Raw genomic sequence first — 14,464 nt, 5'->3', positions numbered from 1 at the left:
GCGGCGTGCGCACCATCGCCAGCCACCGTCTCGCGCTGCGCCCGTGGCGCGACGACGACGCCGATTTCCTCCTGGACCTCGAGTCGCGCTGGGAGGTCGTGCGCTTCCTGGGCGCCCATCCCACGACCATGCGCACCCGCGAGGACGCCCTCGCCTCGATCGCCCGGCGGCGCGCTGTGGACGACCCGGTGCACGGCATCTGGGCCATCACCACGGCTGCGGAGGACCGACTGGTCGGAAACCTTCTGCTCAAGCCGATACGCCGGTCGACCAGCCAGGCTGACACCGGGCGGGACGACGTCGAGATCGGCTGGCATCTGCATCCGGACGCCTGGGGTCACGGCTACGCCACCGAGGCGGCGGCGGCGGTCCTCGACGACGCGTTCCGCCGCGGTCTGGCGCGAGTCCTCGCCGTCACCGACCCCGAGAACCACGCCTCCCAGGCCGTCTGCCGGCGGCTCGGCATGACGCACCTGGGCCGCACGACGAGGTACTACGACACGCCGAACGAGCTGTTCGAGAAGCTGCCCGGATGAGGTGAGTGCGGGCCGGAGCGGAACGGCCGGGCCTGTCGCGTCGGGCAACGACCCGCGGCGTAGCGTTCGCGGGGACGGCAACGGTGGTCCGTGAGGAGGCTGCGGGTGCGCACCACGACGGTGGACGTCAAGACCGCGGACGGGGTCGCGGACGCGTACCTCGTGCGGCCCGACGGCGAGGGTCCGTTCCCGGCCGTCCTCGTCTTCATGGACGCGTTCGGACTGCGGCCCCGGCTGGCCGAGATGGCCGAGCGGATCGCCGCCCGGGGCTACCTGGTGCTGGCGCCCAACCTGTTCTACCGGGCCGGCCGGGCGCCGCTGTTCGACCTGTCCCGGCTGGGCGAACCGGACCAACGGGGCGCCATCTTCGGCCAGATCATGCCGCACATCGGAGCGCTGACGCCCGACGTGGTCAGTCGGGACACCGGGGCGTACCTGGATTTCCTCGCGGCGCGTGACGACGTCGCCGCCGGGCCGGCCGCCGCGGTGGGGTACTGCATGGGCGGGATGAACGCGCTGCGCGCCATCGAGGCGCACCCCGACCGGATCGCCGCGCTGGCCAGCTTCCACGCCGGCCGGGTGGTCACCGACGCACCCGACAGCCCGCACCGGGGCGTGGGCTCGGTCACCGGCGAGCTGTACTTCGGTCACGCCGACCAGGACGGGTCGATGACCGCCGCGCAGATCGCGGAGCTGGAGCGGACCCTGGACGCCGCCGCGGTGCGGTACCGGTCGGAGGTGTACCCGGGGGCGGCCCACGGCTTCACAATGGCCGACACCCCGCAGTACGACGCCCCGGCCACCGAACGGCACTGGGCCGCGATGTTCGAGCTGCTCGACCGCACGTTCGGCCGCTGACCCGGCGGCCCAGCGCGCGGCCCCGCGGCGCGCTGGGTCGGCGGCGCGTGGTTGCCGGCGGTGCCGGGTCAGGGGCGCAGCCGGTCCGGGTCGTCCAGGACGGCCTCGGCCAGGTCGTGCGGGAACAGCCGGCGCACGCTCTCGGGATAGCCGGCGCCGTCCTCCGGCACGCCCACCGCGTCACCCTCCACCCGGACCGGCACCGAGACACCGGCCGCGCCGCCGGCCCCCGCCGGGCCGGTGCAGTGAGCCCAGGCGTACGAGACGGCGCCGTCCCGCCCGAGCAGACGCACCCGGCAGGTGCCGGGGCCGTCGAGCAGCGGCCGGGGCAGCAGGCCGGCCAGCCGCTCCTCCTCGGCCCGCACGTCGGCCGCCGCCCGGTCCGGCAGCGGGTACGGCGGCGATGTGCAGCCGGCCAGCAGCCCGGCCGCGAATCCCAGCGCGAGCGCCGGCACACCTCGACGGTCCACGTGGCCGATCCTGCCACCGTCCGCCACGCACCCGCGCCGCCGGAGGCGGCGGCCGTCCGGTGGCGGGTGCCCCGGGCAGGTGCCAGACTTCAGCTGATCAGCGCCGTTCAAGAAACGGGGGTGCCATGCCGGACCCGGAGCACCGCCTGCGGCCGGTCGCCGACACCGTCGAGCTCTTCGGCTGCCGGCTCACCATCGTCGACCCCGACGCGCTCCTCGCGCTGGCGCGCACCGGGCCGGTCACGCTGCGGCTGGACGGCCCGTTCCCCGCACCGGTCGACCAGGTCCAGCTCACCCTGACCACGACCACCGCCGCCGGGACGCCGACCTGCCGGCTGGCCGCCACGATCCGCACCACCCCGGCCGGACGCGCCGACAACCCGCTGCGCTGGCTCGCGGTCGGCGCTGCCGGCCCCGCCGGCGTGCTGCTCGTGCGCCGACTCGCCGCGACCGGCGTACCGGTCGGGCCGCTGGCCGCCCGGGCCGGGCGGGTGGCGGCCGAGGCGTCCCGCCGGCTCGGCCTGGACCGTCCGGCTCCCGCGGTGGTGGCCGAGCGGCCGCCGGTCGGCGACCCGGCCGGCGTGGCGGTGCTGCGCGCGGCCGTCGAGCTGGGGCTCGACCCGGAGATCACCGACGAGCCGGCCGTCGGCGGCGGCCGGCTCGTCACCGTACGCGCCGAGACGCCCGCCGGGGCGGTCACCCCGGCGCACGTGCGGGCCCTGGTCACGGTGGTCCTCCAGGTCGTCCGCGAGATCGCCGGCGACGACCCGGAGCCCCGGGTGCTGCGCGGCGGGACGTACGTGCTCGCCCGCCCGACCGGCCCGACGCCGGCGCGCCCGGCGCCGCCCAGCGAGTCGGTCACCCTCGACCAGGTCGGCGGCCTCGACGAGGTGGTCGCCCGGTTCCGGGAGATCGCGATCTCGTTCCGCCATCCCCAGGTGATGGCACGCTGGGGGGCCCGCCGGCCGCAGGGCATCCTGCTGTACGGCCCGCCGGGCACCGGCAAGACCATGCTGGCCCGGGCCCTGGCCAACGAGATCGGCGCGGAGTTCCGGGAGATCCGCACCCCGGAGATCCTGGACAAGTGGCTCGGCGGTTCCGAGCGGAACATCAAGCAGATCTTCCGCGAGGCGCGCCGGTACCGCGGGCCGACCGTGCTGCTCTTCGACGAGTTCGACAGCATCATCAGCTACGCCGGAGCCGGCGGCGACGCCGCGAGCCAGGCGGTGAACGCGGTGGCCGGGATCTTCAAGCAGGAGATGAACACGCTGATCGAGGAGAACCCGAACGTCATCGTGGTGGCCACCACGAACTTCCCGCAGCGTGTGGACGCCTCGCTGATCCGCTCCGGCCGGTTCGACGTCAAGTTGTCGATCCCGCCGCCGGACGAGGCCGGTCGCGGCGAGATCATCACCAAGATGATCCGGGAACTCGTCGACCGCCACGAGTCCACCGCCTTCCGGATGTTCGCCGACGACGTCGACCCGGCCGGGCTGGCCGCCCTCAGCCCCGGGCTGACCGGCGCGGACCTCCGCGAGGTGCTGCGCCGGGTGCAACTCGCGAAGGCGATGCGCGAGGCGACCGGTGGTGCGCCGGTCGGCCCGATCAGCCAGGATGACCTGCGGGAGGCGATCGCCGGGCTACGCCGCGGCTGACCGCCCGCCGGCCGGGGCGCGCCGGCCGCGTGGCTGACGAGAGGAGACCCGTGCCGTCCACCCTGCTCTCCCGCCGTGACCTGCGGTTCCTGCTGTACGACTGGCTGGACATCGCCCGGTTGACCGAGCGGCCCCGCTACGCCGAGCACTCCCAGGAGACCTTCGACGCGGTGCTGGACCTCGCCGAACGGGTGGCCACCGCGCACTTCGCCCCGCACAACCGGGCCGCCGATCTCGCCGAGCCCACCGTCGACGGCGACCGGGTCCGGACGATCCCGGAGGTGAAGGCGGCGCTGGACGTGTTCGCCGGCACCGGGCTGCTGGCGTCCACCCTGGACGCCTCGGTCGGCGGGATGCAGCTGCCGCACGCCGTCGCCGCGGCCTGCTTCGCCTGGTTCCAGGCGGCGAACGTGGGCACCTCGGCGTACCCGTTCCTGACCCTCGGCAACGCCAACCTGCTGCTGGCACACGGCAGCCCGGAACAGGTCGACACCTGGGTACGCCCGATGGTGGAGGGCCGCTTCTTCGGCACCATGTGCCTCTCCGAGCCGCAGGCCGGCAGCTCGCTGGCGGACATCACCACCCGCGCCGAGCCGCAGGACGACGGCACCTACCGGCTGCACGGCACCAAGATGTGGATCTCCGGTGGGGACCACGAGCTGGCCGAGAACATCGTCCACCTGGTGCTGGCGAGGATCCCCGGCGGGCCGCCCGGGGTGAAGGGCATCTCGCTGTTCATCGTGCCGAAGGTGCTGGTCGGCGCGGACGGCGCGCTCGGCGGGCGCAACGACGTCGTGCTGGTCGGCCTCAACCACAAGATGGGCTACCGCGGCACCACCAACACCCTGCTCAGCTTCGGCGACGGCGGGCACCGCCCCGACGGTCGGCCCGGCGCCGTCGGTTACCTCGTCGGCGAGCCGCACCAGGGGTTGGCCCAGATGTTCCACATGATGAACGAGGCGCGCATCGGGGTCGGCGCCGGCGCCACCGCGCTCGGCTACACCGGCTACCTCAAGTCCCTGGCGTACGCCCGGCAGCGGCCACAGGGCCGCCCGCTCACCGCCAAGGACCCCACCGCGCCGCAGGTGCCGATCGTCGCGCATCCCGACGTCCGGCGGATGCTGCTGGCGCAGAAGAGCTACGTGGAGGGCGCGCTGGCGCTGGTGCTCTACTGCGGACGGCTGCTCGACGAGGAGCGGACGGCACCGGACCGGGTCGGCCGCGACCGGGCGCGCCTGCTGCTGGACGTGCTCACCCCGATCGCGAAGAGCTGGCCGTCGCAGTGGTGCCTGGCCGCCAACGACCTGGCGATCCAGGTGCACGGTGGCGCCGGCTACACCCGCGACCACGACGTCGAACAGCACTGGCGGGACAACCGGCTCAACCCGATCCACGAGGGCACCCACGGCATCCAGGCGTTGGACCTGCTCGGCCGCAAGGTCACCATGGGCGAGGGGGCGGGCCTGGCGGTGCTGGCCGACACGATCAGCGCCACGGTCCACCGGGCCCGGCAGGCCGGTGGGGAGACCGCGGAGCTGGCGGGGCCGCTCGGCGCGGCGGTCGACCGGATCTCCACGGTCACCCGCCGGCTGTGGGCCGGCGGCGACCCGGAGGTCGCGCTGGCCAACGCCAGCCTGTACCTGGAGGCCGTCGGCCACGTGGTCATCGCCTGGATGTGGCTGGAGCAGGTGCTCGCCGTGGACGCCGCGGCGGAAGCGGGCGACACCGGCGCGGACGCCGACCTGCATGCCGGCAAGCGGCAGGCGGCCCGCTACTTCTTCCGGTACGAGCTGCCCCGCACCGTCCCGCAGTTCGACCTGTTGGCCAGCCTCGACCGCACGACGCTGGAGATGCGCGACGACTGGTTCTGACCGCCGCCCGCGTCGCCGGGCGGCGTCCCGGTGCTCCGCGTATCACGCCTGACCTGGGGCGTTGTCCGGCCCCGGGCGTTCAGGGGGCCCGTTGCGCGACGTAGACGGTGTTCGCCGACTCCCCACCGGTCAGCGGGTTGGGAAACGGGACGACGTGCGCCCCGGAGGTGGCGAACACCGCGGCGAGGACCGCCTCGAATTCCGGGTCCGGCGGGTCGTCCGACCACAGGGCGAACACCCCGCCGGGGTGCAGGTGGTCGGCGAGCCGGCGCAGCCCTTCCGGTGTGTAGAAGGCGGCGTGGCTCGGGTGCAGCACGTGCCGGGGGGAGTGGTCCACGTCCAGCAGCACGGCGTGGAAGCGGCGGTCGGGCTGCTCCGGGTCGAACCCGGCACCGCCGGCGGCGGCGAAGAAGTCGGCGTGGACGAACCGGGTCCGCGGGTCGTCCGCCAGCCCGGCCGCGAACGGCAGCAGGCCGCGACGGTGCCAGTCGATCACGTCCTCGATCGCCTCGACCACCAGCAGCGAGCCGACCCGCTGGTCGTCGAGGGCGGTGCGGGCGGTGTAGCCGAGGCCGAGGCCGCCGACGACCACCTCGAGGCGTTCCCCGCCGAGCGGGGCCAGGCCCAGCCGGGCCAGCTCGATCTCCGCGACCGGGAAGAGGCTGGACATCAGGAACTCGTCGTCGAGCTTGACCTCGTACACCTCGACCTCAAGCGCGGGGTCGCGCCGCCGGCGCAGGCTGATGACGCCGATCGGGGTCTCCCGCCAGGCCAGTTCCTCGAAGCGCGCGCCCACGTCGGTGCCCTCTTTCCGCCGGTTACGTTCCGGGATGCTACCGGGGCTGCCGTCACAGCCCGGCCGGCGTGCTCGGCTACCGCGACGTGCGGCCAGCCCGGTTGCCGGCCGGCCTCGTGAGCCTGGTGCCCGCCGGCGCGACGCTCGACCCGCCGGCGGCGCGGGCCGTCGCCGCCCCTGGCTGAGCCGGCCCGCGCCGGACTACGGCCGGCTTGTGGTGTCGGCGGCTGGTTGGTGCCGGTGTCGGTCGGCCGGGCGGCGCAGCAGGGTGACGGCGAAGTCGGCGTCGTCCCGCCAGGGACGCAGGTCCCAGGTCGCGAAGCGGTGCTCCAGGCGCAGCCCGGCGGCGACCGCGTCGGCGTCGAACGCGGTCAGCGGGTAGCCCCGGTCGGTGCCGAAGCCGACTGCCAGCACGCCGTCCGGGCGCAGGTGCGCGGCGAGCCGGCGCAGCACCTCCGGCTCCGTGCCGACCGCGACGAAGGCCAGCACGTTGCCGGCCAGCACTGCCGCGTCGAACGGCTCCGCCTCGCCGGCCGCCGGCAGGTCCAGTTCCGCCAGGTCGGCGACCAGCCAGCGCGGGCCGGGATGGTCGGTGCGGGCCGCGTCCACCAGCGCCGGATCGGCGTCCACGCCGACCACCGTGTGACCCCGCGCGGCCAGGGCGGCACCCACCCGCCCGGTGCCCGACCCCGCATCGAGGATCCGCGAGGCGGGCGGGACCAGCGCGTCGACCAGGCGAGCCTCGCCGGCGAGGTCCACCCCCTCGGCCGCGAGCCGGCGGAACCGGTCGATGTACCACTGCGAGTGCTCGGGCCCGGTGTCGGTGGCCCAGCGGGTCGGATTGCCCATGCCCCCACCGTAGCCAGGGCGGCCGGATGGTCAGGGCAGTCGGGCCACCGTCACGAACTCGTTGTAGGTGAAGACGCGCCCGAGGGCGCGGGGGAACGGGAACGAGTATTGCCGCAGCACGGTCAGGCCGAGTTCGTGGCAGGCCGCGGCGGCTTCGGGGAAGCCCACGAAGCGCACGTGTGACGCGTCGCTGCGGTAGCCCCGCTCCTGCGGCGTGATGAACACCGCCGTGCCGCCGGACCGGACGAACGGCAGGTACGACGCGATCACCGCGTGGGCCTCGTCGGCCGGCAGGTGCTCGAGCAGGTGCGCGGCGAGCAGCGAGTCGAACGCGTCGGGCCGGGCGTGCGCGGACCGGAGGAACTCCTCGACCGTGTACGCCTCGAACCCGGCCGCCCGGCTGTGCGCCACCGACGTCGGGTTGTGGTCCACCCCGACGCCGTTGCCGTCGAGGTTCGCGAGGTTGCGACCGAGGCCGGAGCCGACGTCCAGCGTCCGGCCGAGGTGCAGCCGGCGCAGGTTCCACCGGTAGGGCGCCTGCACGTCGAGCATCCGCTTCCAGCGCGCGCCGCCGAGCCGTTGCAGCCGCCGGGTGTACTCCTCGCCCGCGGTCTCCGTGGGATTGTCCTGGCCTGCCCGACTCATCTGCCGGCTCCTTCGCCTGCTTCGGTGTGCGGAGGGTGTGCGTGTCGCCGGCCCGGCCCCGGGTGGGGCGGGCCGGTCGGTCCCCCGTGACCGCCGGAAAAGGCTGGTCCCGATCGTACGGCGTCCGGGGCGCGCCGCGTGGGACCCGGCCGGTCGGGGCCGGCCGCCCGGCCGGCCCCCGTCGTCACGGCTCCGGCGGTCAGCCCTTCTCCGCGCCGCTGGTCAGGCCCTCGGTGAGCAGCCGTTCGCCGGCGAAGAAGAGCAGCACGATGGGGAGGGTGAGGATGACCGAGCCGGCCATCAGGACCGTCTTGGGCACCTCGACCCCGTCGGCGAGCTGAGCCAGCCCGAGCGACACCGTCCAGCGGTTGGGCTTGTCGACGAGGAAGAGCAGGGCGAACAGGAACTCGTTCCAGGCGATCATGAAGTCGTAGAGGGCGACTGCCATGATCGACGGGGCGGCGAGCGGCAGGCTGACCCGGCGGATGATGCCGAGCCGGCCGGCGCCGTCGATGGCGGCGGACTCCTCCAGGCTGAGCGGGATGGTCTCGAAGTAGTTCTTGAGCATGTACACCGAGACCGGCAGGGTCTGCGAGATGTAGACCAGCACCAGCCCGATGAGCGAGCCGCGCAGCCCCGCCCGCGTGAAGACCACGAAGAGCGGGATCGCGATCACGATCGACGGGAAGAGGTAGACCGCCAGGAACAGGAAGTCCACCTGGCGCCGACCGAAGAAGCGCAGCCGGGAGACCGCGTACGCGCCGGGGATCGACACCACCAGGGTGAGCAGGGTCGCCGCGAGGGCGACCAGCCCACTGTTGCGGATGAAGGTGAGGAAGCCCTGGCCGCCGTCGTCGGTGGCCTTCAGGACCTCGGCGTACGTGGCCACGGTCAGCTCGCCGAGACCGACCACCAGCGCGCCGGGGTCGAGCAGCAGCCGTTCGATCGGGCGGACCGAGAGCACCAGCATGTAGTAGAAGGGGAAGACGGTGACCAGCAGGAACCCGGCGATCACCAGGCGGCGCAGCCAGCGCAGGCTCACCGTCTCGACGCGGTCGCGGTCCATCAGCCCACCCTCCGTGCGAAGAAGCGCAGATAGATCAGCACGAACACGACGAGCACCACGGCCAGGACGACCGCCTGCGCGGCCGCCGCGCCGATGTCGGTGCGCGCGGTGAGGAACTCGTAGACCCGGACGCTGACCACCTCGGTGCCGGCGGCGCCCCCGGTGAGCAGGTAGACGTCGTCGAACTTGTTGAACGTCATGATGAACCGCAGCACGCCGAGCAGCGCGATGACCGGCATCAGCTGGGGCAGCAGGATGTGCCGGAAGCGTTGGGTGGGGGTGGCCCCGTCGACCCGGGCGGCCTCCTCCAGCTCGCCGGGGACCGCCTGGAGCCGGGCGAGCAGGAACAGGAACGCGAACGGGAAGTACCGCCACGCCTCGAAGGCGATCACCGTGGCGAGCGCGGTGGACTCCTGGGAGAGGAACGGCACCGGCGCGTCCCAGCCGAGCAGCCGCTGCCCCCAGTGGTTGACGATGCCGAGCTGCGGGTCGAGCATCACCTGCCAGACGAAGGTCATCGCGACCACCGGCGCCACGTACGGCAGCAGCATCGACGCCCGGACCAGGGTGCGCCCCCGGAACGGGCTGCGGACGACCAGGGCCGCGACCAGGCCGAGCAGGATCGACCCGAGGGTGCTGCCGACGCTGTAGATCAACGTGGTGATCAGCGAGTCGGCGAAGCCGGGGGTGTGCAGCACCCGGTAGATGTTGTCCAGGGTGAACTCGCCGAAGAGCCCGGTGCGGCGCAGCGTGGCCAGCCGGACCCGCTGGAAGGCCAGCACCACCGTCCACACGATCGGGATGCCGATCACCGCGATCACGACCAGCAGCGTCGGCGCGACCAGCGCGAGCCCGGCCCGGGACTCGCGGCGGCGCAGCGTCAGCGGTCGGCGGCGGCGGGCCTCGACCGGCCGCTCCCGGGTGGGGGAGCGGCCGGTGCCCGGTGCGGTGGTGGTCAATTCACGCCTGCCTTGATCGCCTCCACGTCCTTCTTCGCCCGGCCGGCGGCCGCCGCGGCGTCGGACTTGCCGCCGACGACGTCGGCGAGCGCCTTGGGCACCGGCAGCTCGCCCAGGATCGCGCCGACCAGCTTCCCCTGGCCCTGGGTGAGACCCCAGCGCTGGAACGTGTCCGGGCTGGACCGCAGGGTGTCGAGCACCGGCTCCCCGTAGACCTCGGCGAGCGGCTTCTTCGTGTCCACCCCGGCCTGGCTGGTGTTCCAGGCGGTGAGGAACTTCTCCGGCTCGCCACTGGTGCCCTTGCGCACCGGGAACCGCCCCTCGGGGGACATGCCGAACCAGCGCGGGTAGGCGTCGCCGAGCATGTACTCCACGAAGCTCTTCGCCGGGTCGGCCGCGGCGCCGTCCAGCACCGCCCAGGAGCTGATCTCGCCGTACTGGGCCGGCTGGGCGCCGTTCGGGCCCTTGATGGCGGTGACGAACCCGCTGTTCTTGGCGAGGAAGGTCGGGTCGGTCTGGCACTGCGGGCAGGTGGGCTTGGCGTCGTTCCGCAGCCCGGCCAGCTCGTCGAGGATGAACGGCGACCAGATCAGCATGGCCGCCTTGCCGGCGAAGTAGGTCGCGCGGGTGGTGTCCACGTCCTGGGCGCCCTTGACCGAGTGGTCGCGCATCAGGTCGCCGTAGAAGCGGAACGCCTCGACGCACTCGGGGGAGTCCAGCTTCACCGCGCCGGAGTCGTCGGTGAGCTGGCAGTTGTTCGCCAGCGCCAGGTGCTCGAAGGTCTGCTGGGTGAAGACGTCGCCGGGCGCGGTGGCGGCGGTGATGCCGGCGACGCCGCCGGTGTTCAGGCGGGCCGCGGCCGTGGCGATCCTCTCGTACGTGTCGGGGGCGGGCAGGCCGGCGGCGTCGAAGAGGTCCTTGCGGTAGACGAGTAGCTGGCCCCACCCGTCGCTGGGCACGGAGAGCTGCCGGCCGTCCTCGCTGGTCAGCTCCAGTGCCCGGGCGGAGAAGGTCGGACGGCCGAGCTTGTCCACGATCTGACCGTTGGCGTCGGGGTGCAGCAGCTCGTTGCCGGCCAGGGTGCGGATGCCGGCCAGCGAGACCGAGCCGACGACGTCGGGCAGCTCGCCGGCGGCGGCGCTGGACGCGATGAGGGACGGGAACTGGTCCTCGTTGACGGTCACCAGCTCGACCTGGACGCCGGTCTTGGCGGTGAAGTCGGCGATGATCGCCTTGGTGGCGGTGACCCGGTCGGCGACGTCCTCCAGGCTCCACACGGTGATCCGGTTGCTGTCGTTCTCGGGCTCGTCGTCGCCGCAGGCCAGCAGGGTGGCCCCGGCAAGTGCCATGATCAGGGTGACGGCGAGCGTCCGCATCGGAGTGAATGACATCGGCGGCACTCCTCTCGAAGGGTACATGAGGGATTCAACCCCTTCGATTGATCAATTACAAGACATATGCCGATTTTTTGTTCTAGGATGGAACCCGGTGCTACCGGGATGTGACTCATGGTCAACTGGGTTGTCTCTCTCGCCGGGCCTGGACGGATCAGCCTGGAGCCCTGCCCCGCGGACCCGCTCGGCCCCGGCCAGGTGCGCGTCCGCACCTGCTACTCCGGCATCTCCGCCGGCACCGAGCTCACCCTCTACCGGGGCAGCAATCCGCGGCTGAGCAAGGACTGGGACGACGCCGCCCGGATGTTCGTGCCACGCCAGACCCCGGTGCCCTACCCGCTGGTCGGCTTCGGCTACGAGGAGGTCGGCGAGATCGTCGAGGCCGCGCCCGACGTGATCGGCCGGCATCCGGGGCAGGTCGTCTGGGGCATCTGGGGGCACCGCGCCGAGGCCGTCGTGCCGGCCGACGCCGTCCAGCCGCTGCCGCCCACGCTCGATCCGCTCGCCGCGGTCTTCGCGCGGCCCGGCGCCATCGCGCTGACCGCGGTGCTCGCCGGCGACCTGCACCTCGGCGACTGGGTCGGTGTCTTCGGGCAGGGCGTGATCGGGTTGCTCGCCACCCGGCTCGCGGTGCTCTCCGGGGCCCGGGTGGTGGCCGTGGACCGGGTCGCCAGCCGGCTCGACCACGCCACCCGCTACGGCGCCCGGACGGCCGTCGACGCGGGCCGCGAGTCGGCCGCCGCCGTGCTGCACGGCGCCACCGGTGGCCGGGGCGCCGACGTCTGCCTCGAGCTGTCCGGGGCGTACCCGGCGCTGCACGAGGCGATCCGGGCCACCACCCACGCCGGCCGCGTCGTGGCCGCCGGCTTCTACCAGGGGCAGGCCGAGGCCCTCGGCCTCGGCGAGGAGTTCCACCACAACCGGATCCAGCTGGTGGCGGCCCAGGTCTCCGGGCCGACTCCGGCGCCCGGCATGGCCGGCCGGTGGACCGGGGCCCGGGTCGCGCAGACCTTCATGGATCTGGTGGCCGAGGGCAGTGTGGACCCACTGCCGCTGGTGAGTCACGTCGTCGACGCCAGTGCGGTGGCCGATGCGCTGGCGTTGCTCGACCGCGGTGACGGTGACGTCCTCCAAGTCGTGCTGAGGTTTCGATGACCATTCCGATCGCCTGTCAGGAGCAGCTCCTGCCGGGCACCGACCTGATCCAGAAGTACGCGCTCGCCACCGCGCTCGGCTACGACGCGATCGAGCTGCGGGGGCGTGGCGATCTCGCGTTCGCCCGCCGACTGCCCGAGCTGCGCCGGGCCCGTGCCGCCGGCGTGGTGATGCCCACCGTCTGCGTCGAGATGGACCACTTCATCGGCGACTTCGACCCGGCGCGGTCGGCCGACGCGGTCCGCAACCTGCGCTCCCAGCTCTCGGTCATCGCCGAGTTGGGCGGGGTCGGCGCGATGACTCCCGCGTCGTGGGGGATGTTCTCCCGGCGGCTGCCGCCGTTCGAGCCGCCCCGCCCGCCGGCCGGCGACCGGGCGGTCCTCGTCGACGCCCTCGGCGCCCTCGGCGACCATGCCCGGTCCGAGGGGGTCACCCTGTTCCTGGAGCCGCTCAACCGGTACGAGGACCACATGGTCAACCGGCTCGACGACGCCGTCGCGCTCTGCGCCGCCGTCGGGTTGCCCTCGGTGCGGGTGGTCGCCGACACCTTCCACATGAACATCGAGGAGGACGACGTGCACCGCGCGCTGCGCTGGGCCGCGCCGTACCTGGGGCACGTCCAGGTCAGCGACTCCAACCGCTACCAGCCCGGCGCCGGCCACCTCGACTGGCCGGCGCTGGTCCGCACACTCCTGGAGATCGACTATCGGGGTTGGTTGGCCCTGGAGTGCCGGCTGCGCGGCGACCCCGTCCGGGCGCTCCAGCAGGCCGCCACGGTGCTGCGGCACGCCCAACCCCGCCAGGCGGCGGCATGAGTGCCGTTGTCAGTGGGGCGACGGACGGGCCGGGGGGCGGCGAAGAGGAGCTGCACCGGCTCGCCGTGGCCACGCTGGACGCCAACTGGGAGCACGACCACACGGTGCCGTCGCGCACCCTCTACCCGCACCAGTGGAGCTGGGACTCGGCGTTCATCGCGGTCGGGCTGGCGCACGTCCGGCCCGCGCGCGCCTGGCGGGAGCTGGCGAGCCTGTTCCGGGCCCAGTGGGCCGACGGCCGGGTCCCGCACATCGTGTTCAATCCGCGGCTGCCGGTGGGCGCGTACTTCCCCGGCCCGGAGTTCTGGGGCTCGGCCCGGGCCGACGGCGCGCCGGCCGCGCCGACCTCGGGACTGATCCAGCCGCCGGTGCACGCGCTCGCCGCCTGGCTGGCGTACGGGGCGGCGCCCTCCGAGGCCGCCCTCGCCGCGTTGCGTCGGCTCTACCCCCGGCTGGTGGCGCAGCAGCGCTACCTCGCCACCCGTCGGGACGTGGGCGGCGACGGGCTGGCCTGCGTCGTGCACCCGTGGGAGTCCGGTCTGGACAACAGCCCGGCCTGGGACGCCCCGATGGACGCGGTGCCCGGTGACCCGGCGGTGATGCGGGCGTACCGTCGGCACGACACCGCCCACGTCCACGCCGCGCACCGCCCGACGGACCTGGACTACGCGCGCTACGTCGCGATCGTCGCCTCCTACCGGGAGCACGGCTACCGGGACGACGGGCTCGCGCGGTGGCATCCGTTCCTGGTGGAGTGCCCGCTGTTCAACGCCGCCGCCGGGGCCGCCGAGCACGCGCTGGCCCGGATCGCGCCGCTGGTCGGTGGGGATCCCGGCCCGCACCGGGAGCGGGCGGCCCGGATCACCGAGGCGCTGGTCCTCCGGCTGTACGACCCAGGCACCGGCACGTTCCAGCCGCGGGACCTGCGGACCGGCCGCCTGGTGCCCGCCCGGACGGTGCTCGGCCTCGCGCCGCTGATCCTGCCCGACCTGCCGGCGGCGCAGGTGGACGCGGTCGTCGCCGAGGCCTGTTCGGCGCGGTTCGGGCTGGCCCGCCGGATGGACCGTCCGCTGCCCAGCTACGACCGGACCGCGCCGGACTTCGAACCGCTGCGCTACTGGCGCGGTCCGAGCTGGATGAACGTGAACTGGCTGGTGCGGTACGGGCTGCTCACCCACGACCGGGCCGACCTCGCCGCCGGGCTGCGCCGCTCGATGGTCGGTCTGGTCGCCACCGCCGGCTGCCACGAGTACTTCCACCCGGACACCGGCGCCGGGCTCGGCTCACCCTCGTTCGGCTGGACCGCCTCGCTCCTGCTCGACCTGCTGGCCGAGGAGCGCGAGCCGGCCGGCACGGGCTGAAGGCCGCACCGCCCGGCGTGGGACGCGGGCCAGC

At 73.8% G+C, this 14,464-nt stretch carries 14 protein-coding genes; 7 read left to right on the top strand and 7 right to left on the bottom strand.

Annotation, left to right across the window (positions count from 1 at the left end; translation table 11 throughout):
• Window positions 1-5 precede the first annotated feature (5 nt).
• Both O7603_RS09290 and O7603_RS09285 read left to right on the top strand, forming a co-directional pair.
• Window positions 6-536 (top strand): GNAT family N-acetyltransferase, encoded by a 531-nt coding sequence (locus tag O7603_RS09290; RefSeq protein ID WP_281575288.1) that lies wholly within the window; start codon window positions 6-8, stop codon window positions 534-536.
• 105 nt (window positions 537-641) lie between these two features.
• The gene (locus O7603_RS09285) at window positions 642-1,394 is read left to right on the top strand and encodes a dienelactone hydrolase family protein (RefSeq protein ID WP_281575287.1); all 753 of its coding nucleotides are present in this window, start codon (window positions 642-644) and stop codon (window positions 1,392-1,394) included.
• Window positions 1,395-1,462: 68 nt separating this feature from the next.
• Here O7603_RS09285 and O7603_RS09280 read toward each other — a convergent pair whose 3' ends face one another.
• Window positions 1,463-1,864, bottom strand: coding sequence for a hypothetical protein (locus O7603_RS09280; protein WP_281575286.1), 402 nt, complete (start codon window positions 1,862-1,864; stop codon window positions 1,463-1,465).
• Window positions 1,865-1,989: 125 nt separating this feature from the next.
• Between O7603_RS09280 and O7603_RS09275 the strand changes: the two genes are divergently transcribed.
• Window positions 1,990-3,519, top strand: a complete 1,530-nt coding sequence (locus tag O7603_RS09275; RefSeq protein ID WP_281575285.1) for an ATP-binding protein — start codon at window positions 1,990-1,992, stop codon at window positions 3,517-3,519.
• A gap of 50 nt (window positions 3,520-3,569) precedes the next feature.
• Complete coding sequence (locus O7603_RS09270; protein WP_281575284.1) at window positions 3,570-5,390, top strand: acyl-CoA dehydrogenase; 1,821 nt, start codon at window positions 3,570-3,572, stop codon at window positions 5,388-5,390.
• A gap of 79 nt (window positions 5,391-5,469) precedes the next feature.
• Here O7603_RS09270 and O7603_RS09265 read toward each other — a convergent pair whose 3' ends face one another.
• The 6 genes from O7603_RS09265 to O7603_RS09240 form a co-directional block, all read right to left on the bottom strand.
• A complete protein-coding gene (locus O7603_RS09265; protein WP_281575283.1) occupies window positions 5,470-6,186 on the bottom strand; it encodes a spermidine synthase in 717 nt (238 codons plus the stop codon).
• A gap of 201 nt (window positions 6,187-6,387) precedes the next feature.
• Window positions 6,388-7,035 carry a class I SAM-dependent methyltransferase gene (locus O7603_RS09260; protein WP_281575282.1) on the bottom strand — a complete coding sequence of 216 codons (648 nt, stop codon included), beginning with the start codon at window positions 7,033-7,035 and terminating at the stop codon, window positions 6,388-6,390.
• A gap of 30 nt (window positions 7,036-7,065) precedes the next feature.
• Window positions 7,066-7,680: a methyltransferase domain-containing protein gene (locus O7603_RS09255; protein WP_281575281.1), complete on the bottom strand. Its 615-nt coding sequence runs from the start codon at window positions 7,678-7,680 to the stop codon at window positions 7,066-7,068.
• 199 nt (window positions 7,681-7,879) lie between these two features.
• Window positions 7,880-8,746: a carbohydrate ABC transporter permease gene (locus O7603_RS09250; RefSeq protein ID WP_281575280.1), complete on the bottom strand. Its 867-nt coding sequence runs from the start codon at window positions 8,744-8,746 to the stop codon at window positions 7,880-7,882.
• Complete coding sequence (locus O7603_RS09245; protein WP_281575279.1) at window positions 8,746-9,705, bottom strand: sugar ABC transporter permease; 960 nt, start codon at window positions 9,703-9,705, stop codon at window positions 8,746-8,748. Before O7603_RS09245 ends, O7603_RS09250 begins: the two co-directional genes overlap by 1 nt.
• Entirely contained in the window at window positions 9,702-11,096 is a 1,395-nt protein-coding gene (locus O7603_RS09240; RefSeq protein WP_281575278.1) for an extracellular solute-binding protein, read from the bottom strand. The genes O7603_RS09245 and O7603_RS09240 overlap by 4 nt, the downstream gene beginning before the upstream one ends.
• A 117-nt stretch (window positions 11,097-11,213) precedes the next feature.
• Between O7603_RS09240 and O7603_RS09235 the strand changes: the two genes are divergently transcribed.
• From O7603_RS09235 to O7603_RS09225, 3 genes are read left to right on the top strand one after another with little or no spacing between them, the layout of a single operon-like run.
• A complete protein-coding gene (locus O7603_RS09235; protein WP_281575277.1) occupies window positions 11,214-12,254 on the top strand; it encodes a zinc-binding dehydrogenase in 1,041 nt (346 codons plus the stop codon).
• A complete protein-coding gene (locus O7603_RS09230) occupies window positions 12,251-13,069 on the top strand; it encodes a sugar phosphate isomerase/epimerase family protein (protein WP_281575276.1) in 819 nt (272 codons plus the stop codon). The genes O7603_RS09235 and O7603_RS09230 overlap by 4 nt, the downstream gene beginning before the upstream one ends.
• Window positions 13,066-14,430: a hypothetical protein gene (locus O7603_RS09225; RefSeq protein ID WP_281575275.1), complete on the top strand. Its 1,365-nt coding sequence runs from the start codon at window positions 13,066-13,068 to the stop codon at window positions 14,428-14,430. The genes O7603_RS09230 and O7603_RS09225 overlap by 4 nt, the downstream gene beginning before the upstream one ends.
• Window positions 14,431-14,464 lie beyond the last annotated feature (34 nt).

The organism is Micromonospora sp. WMMD812, from assembly GCF_027497215.1.
Taxonomy (GTDB): Bacteria; Actinomycetota; Actinomycetes; order Mycobacteriales; family Micromonosporaceae; genus Micromonospora.
This window is presented reverse-complemented; position numbering and strand designations above follow the sequence as displayed.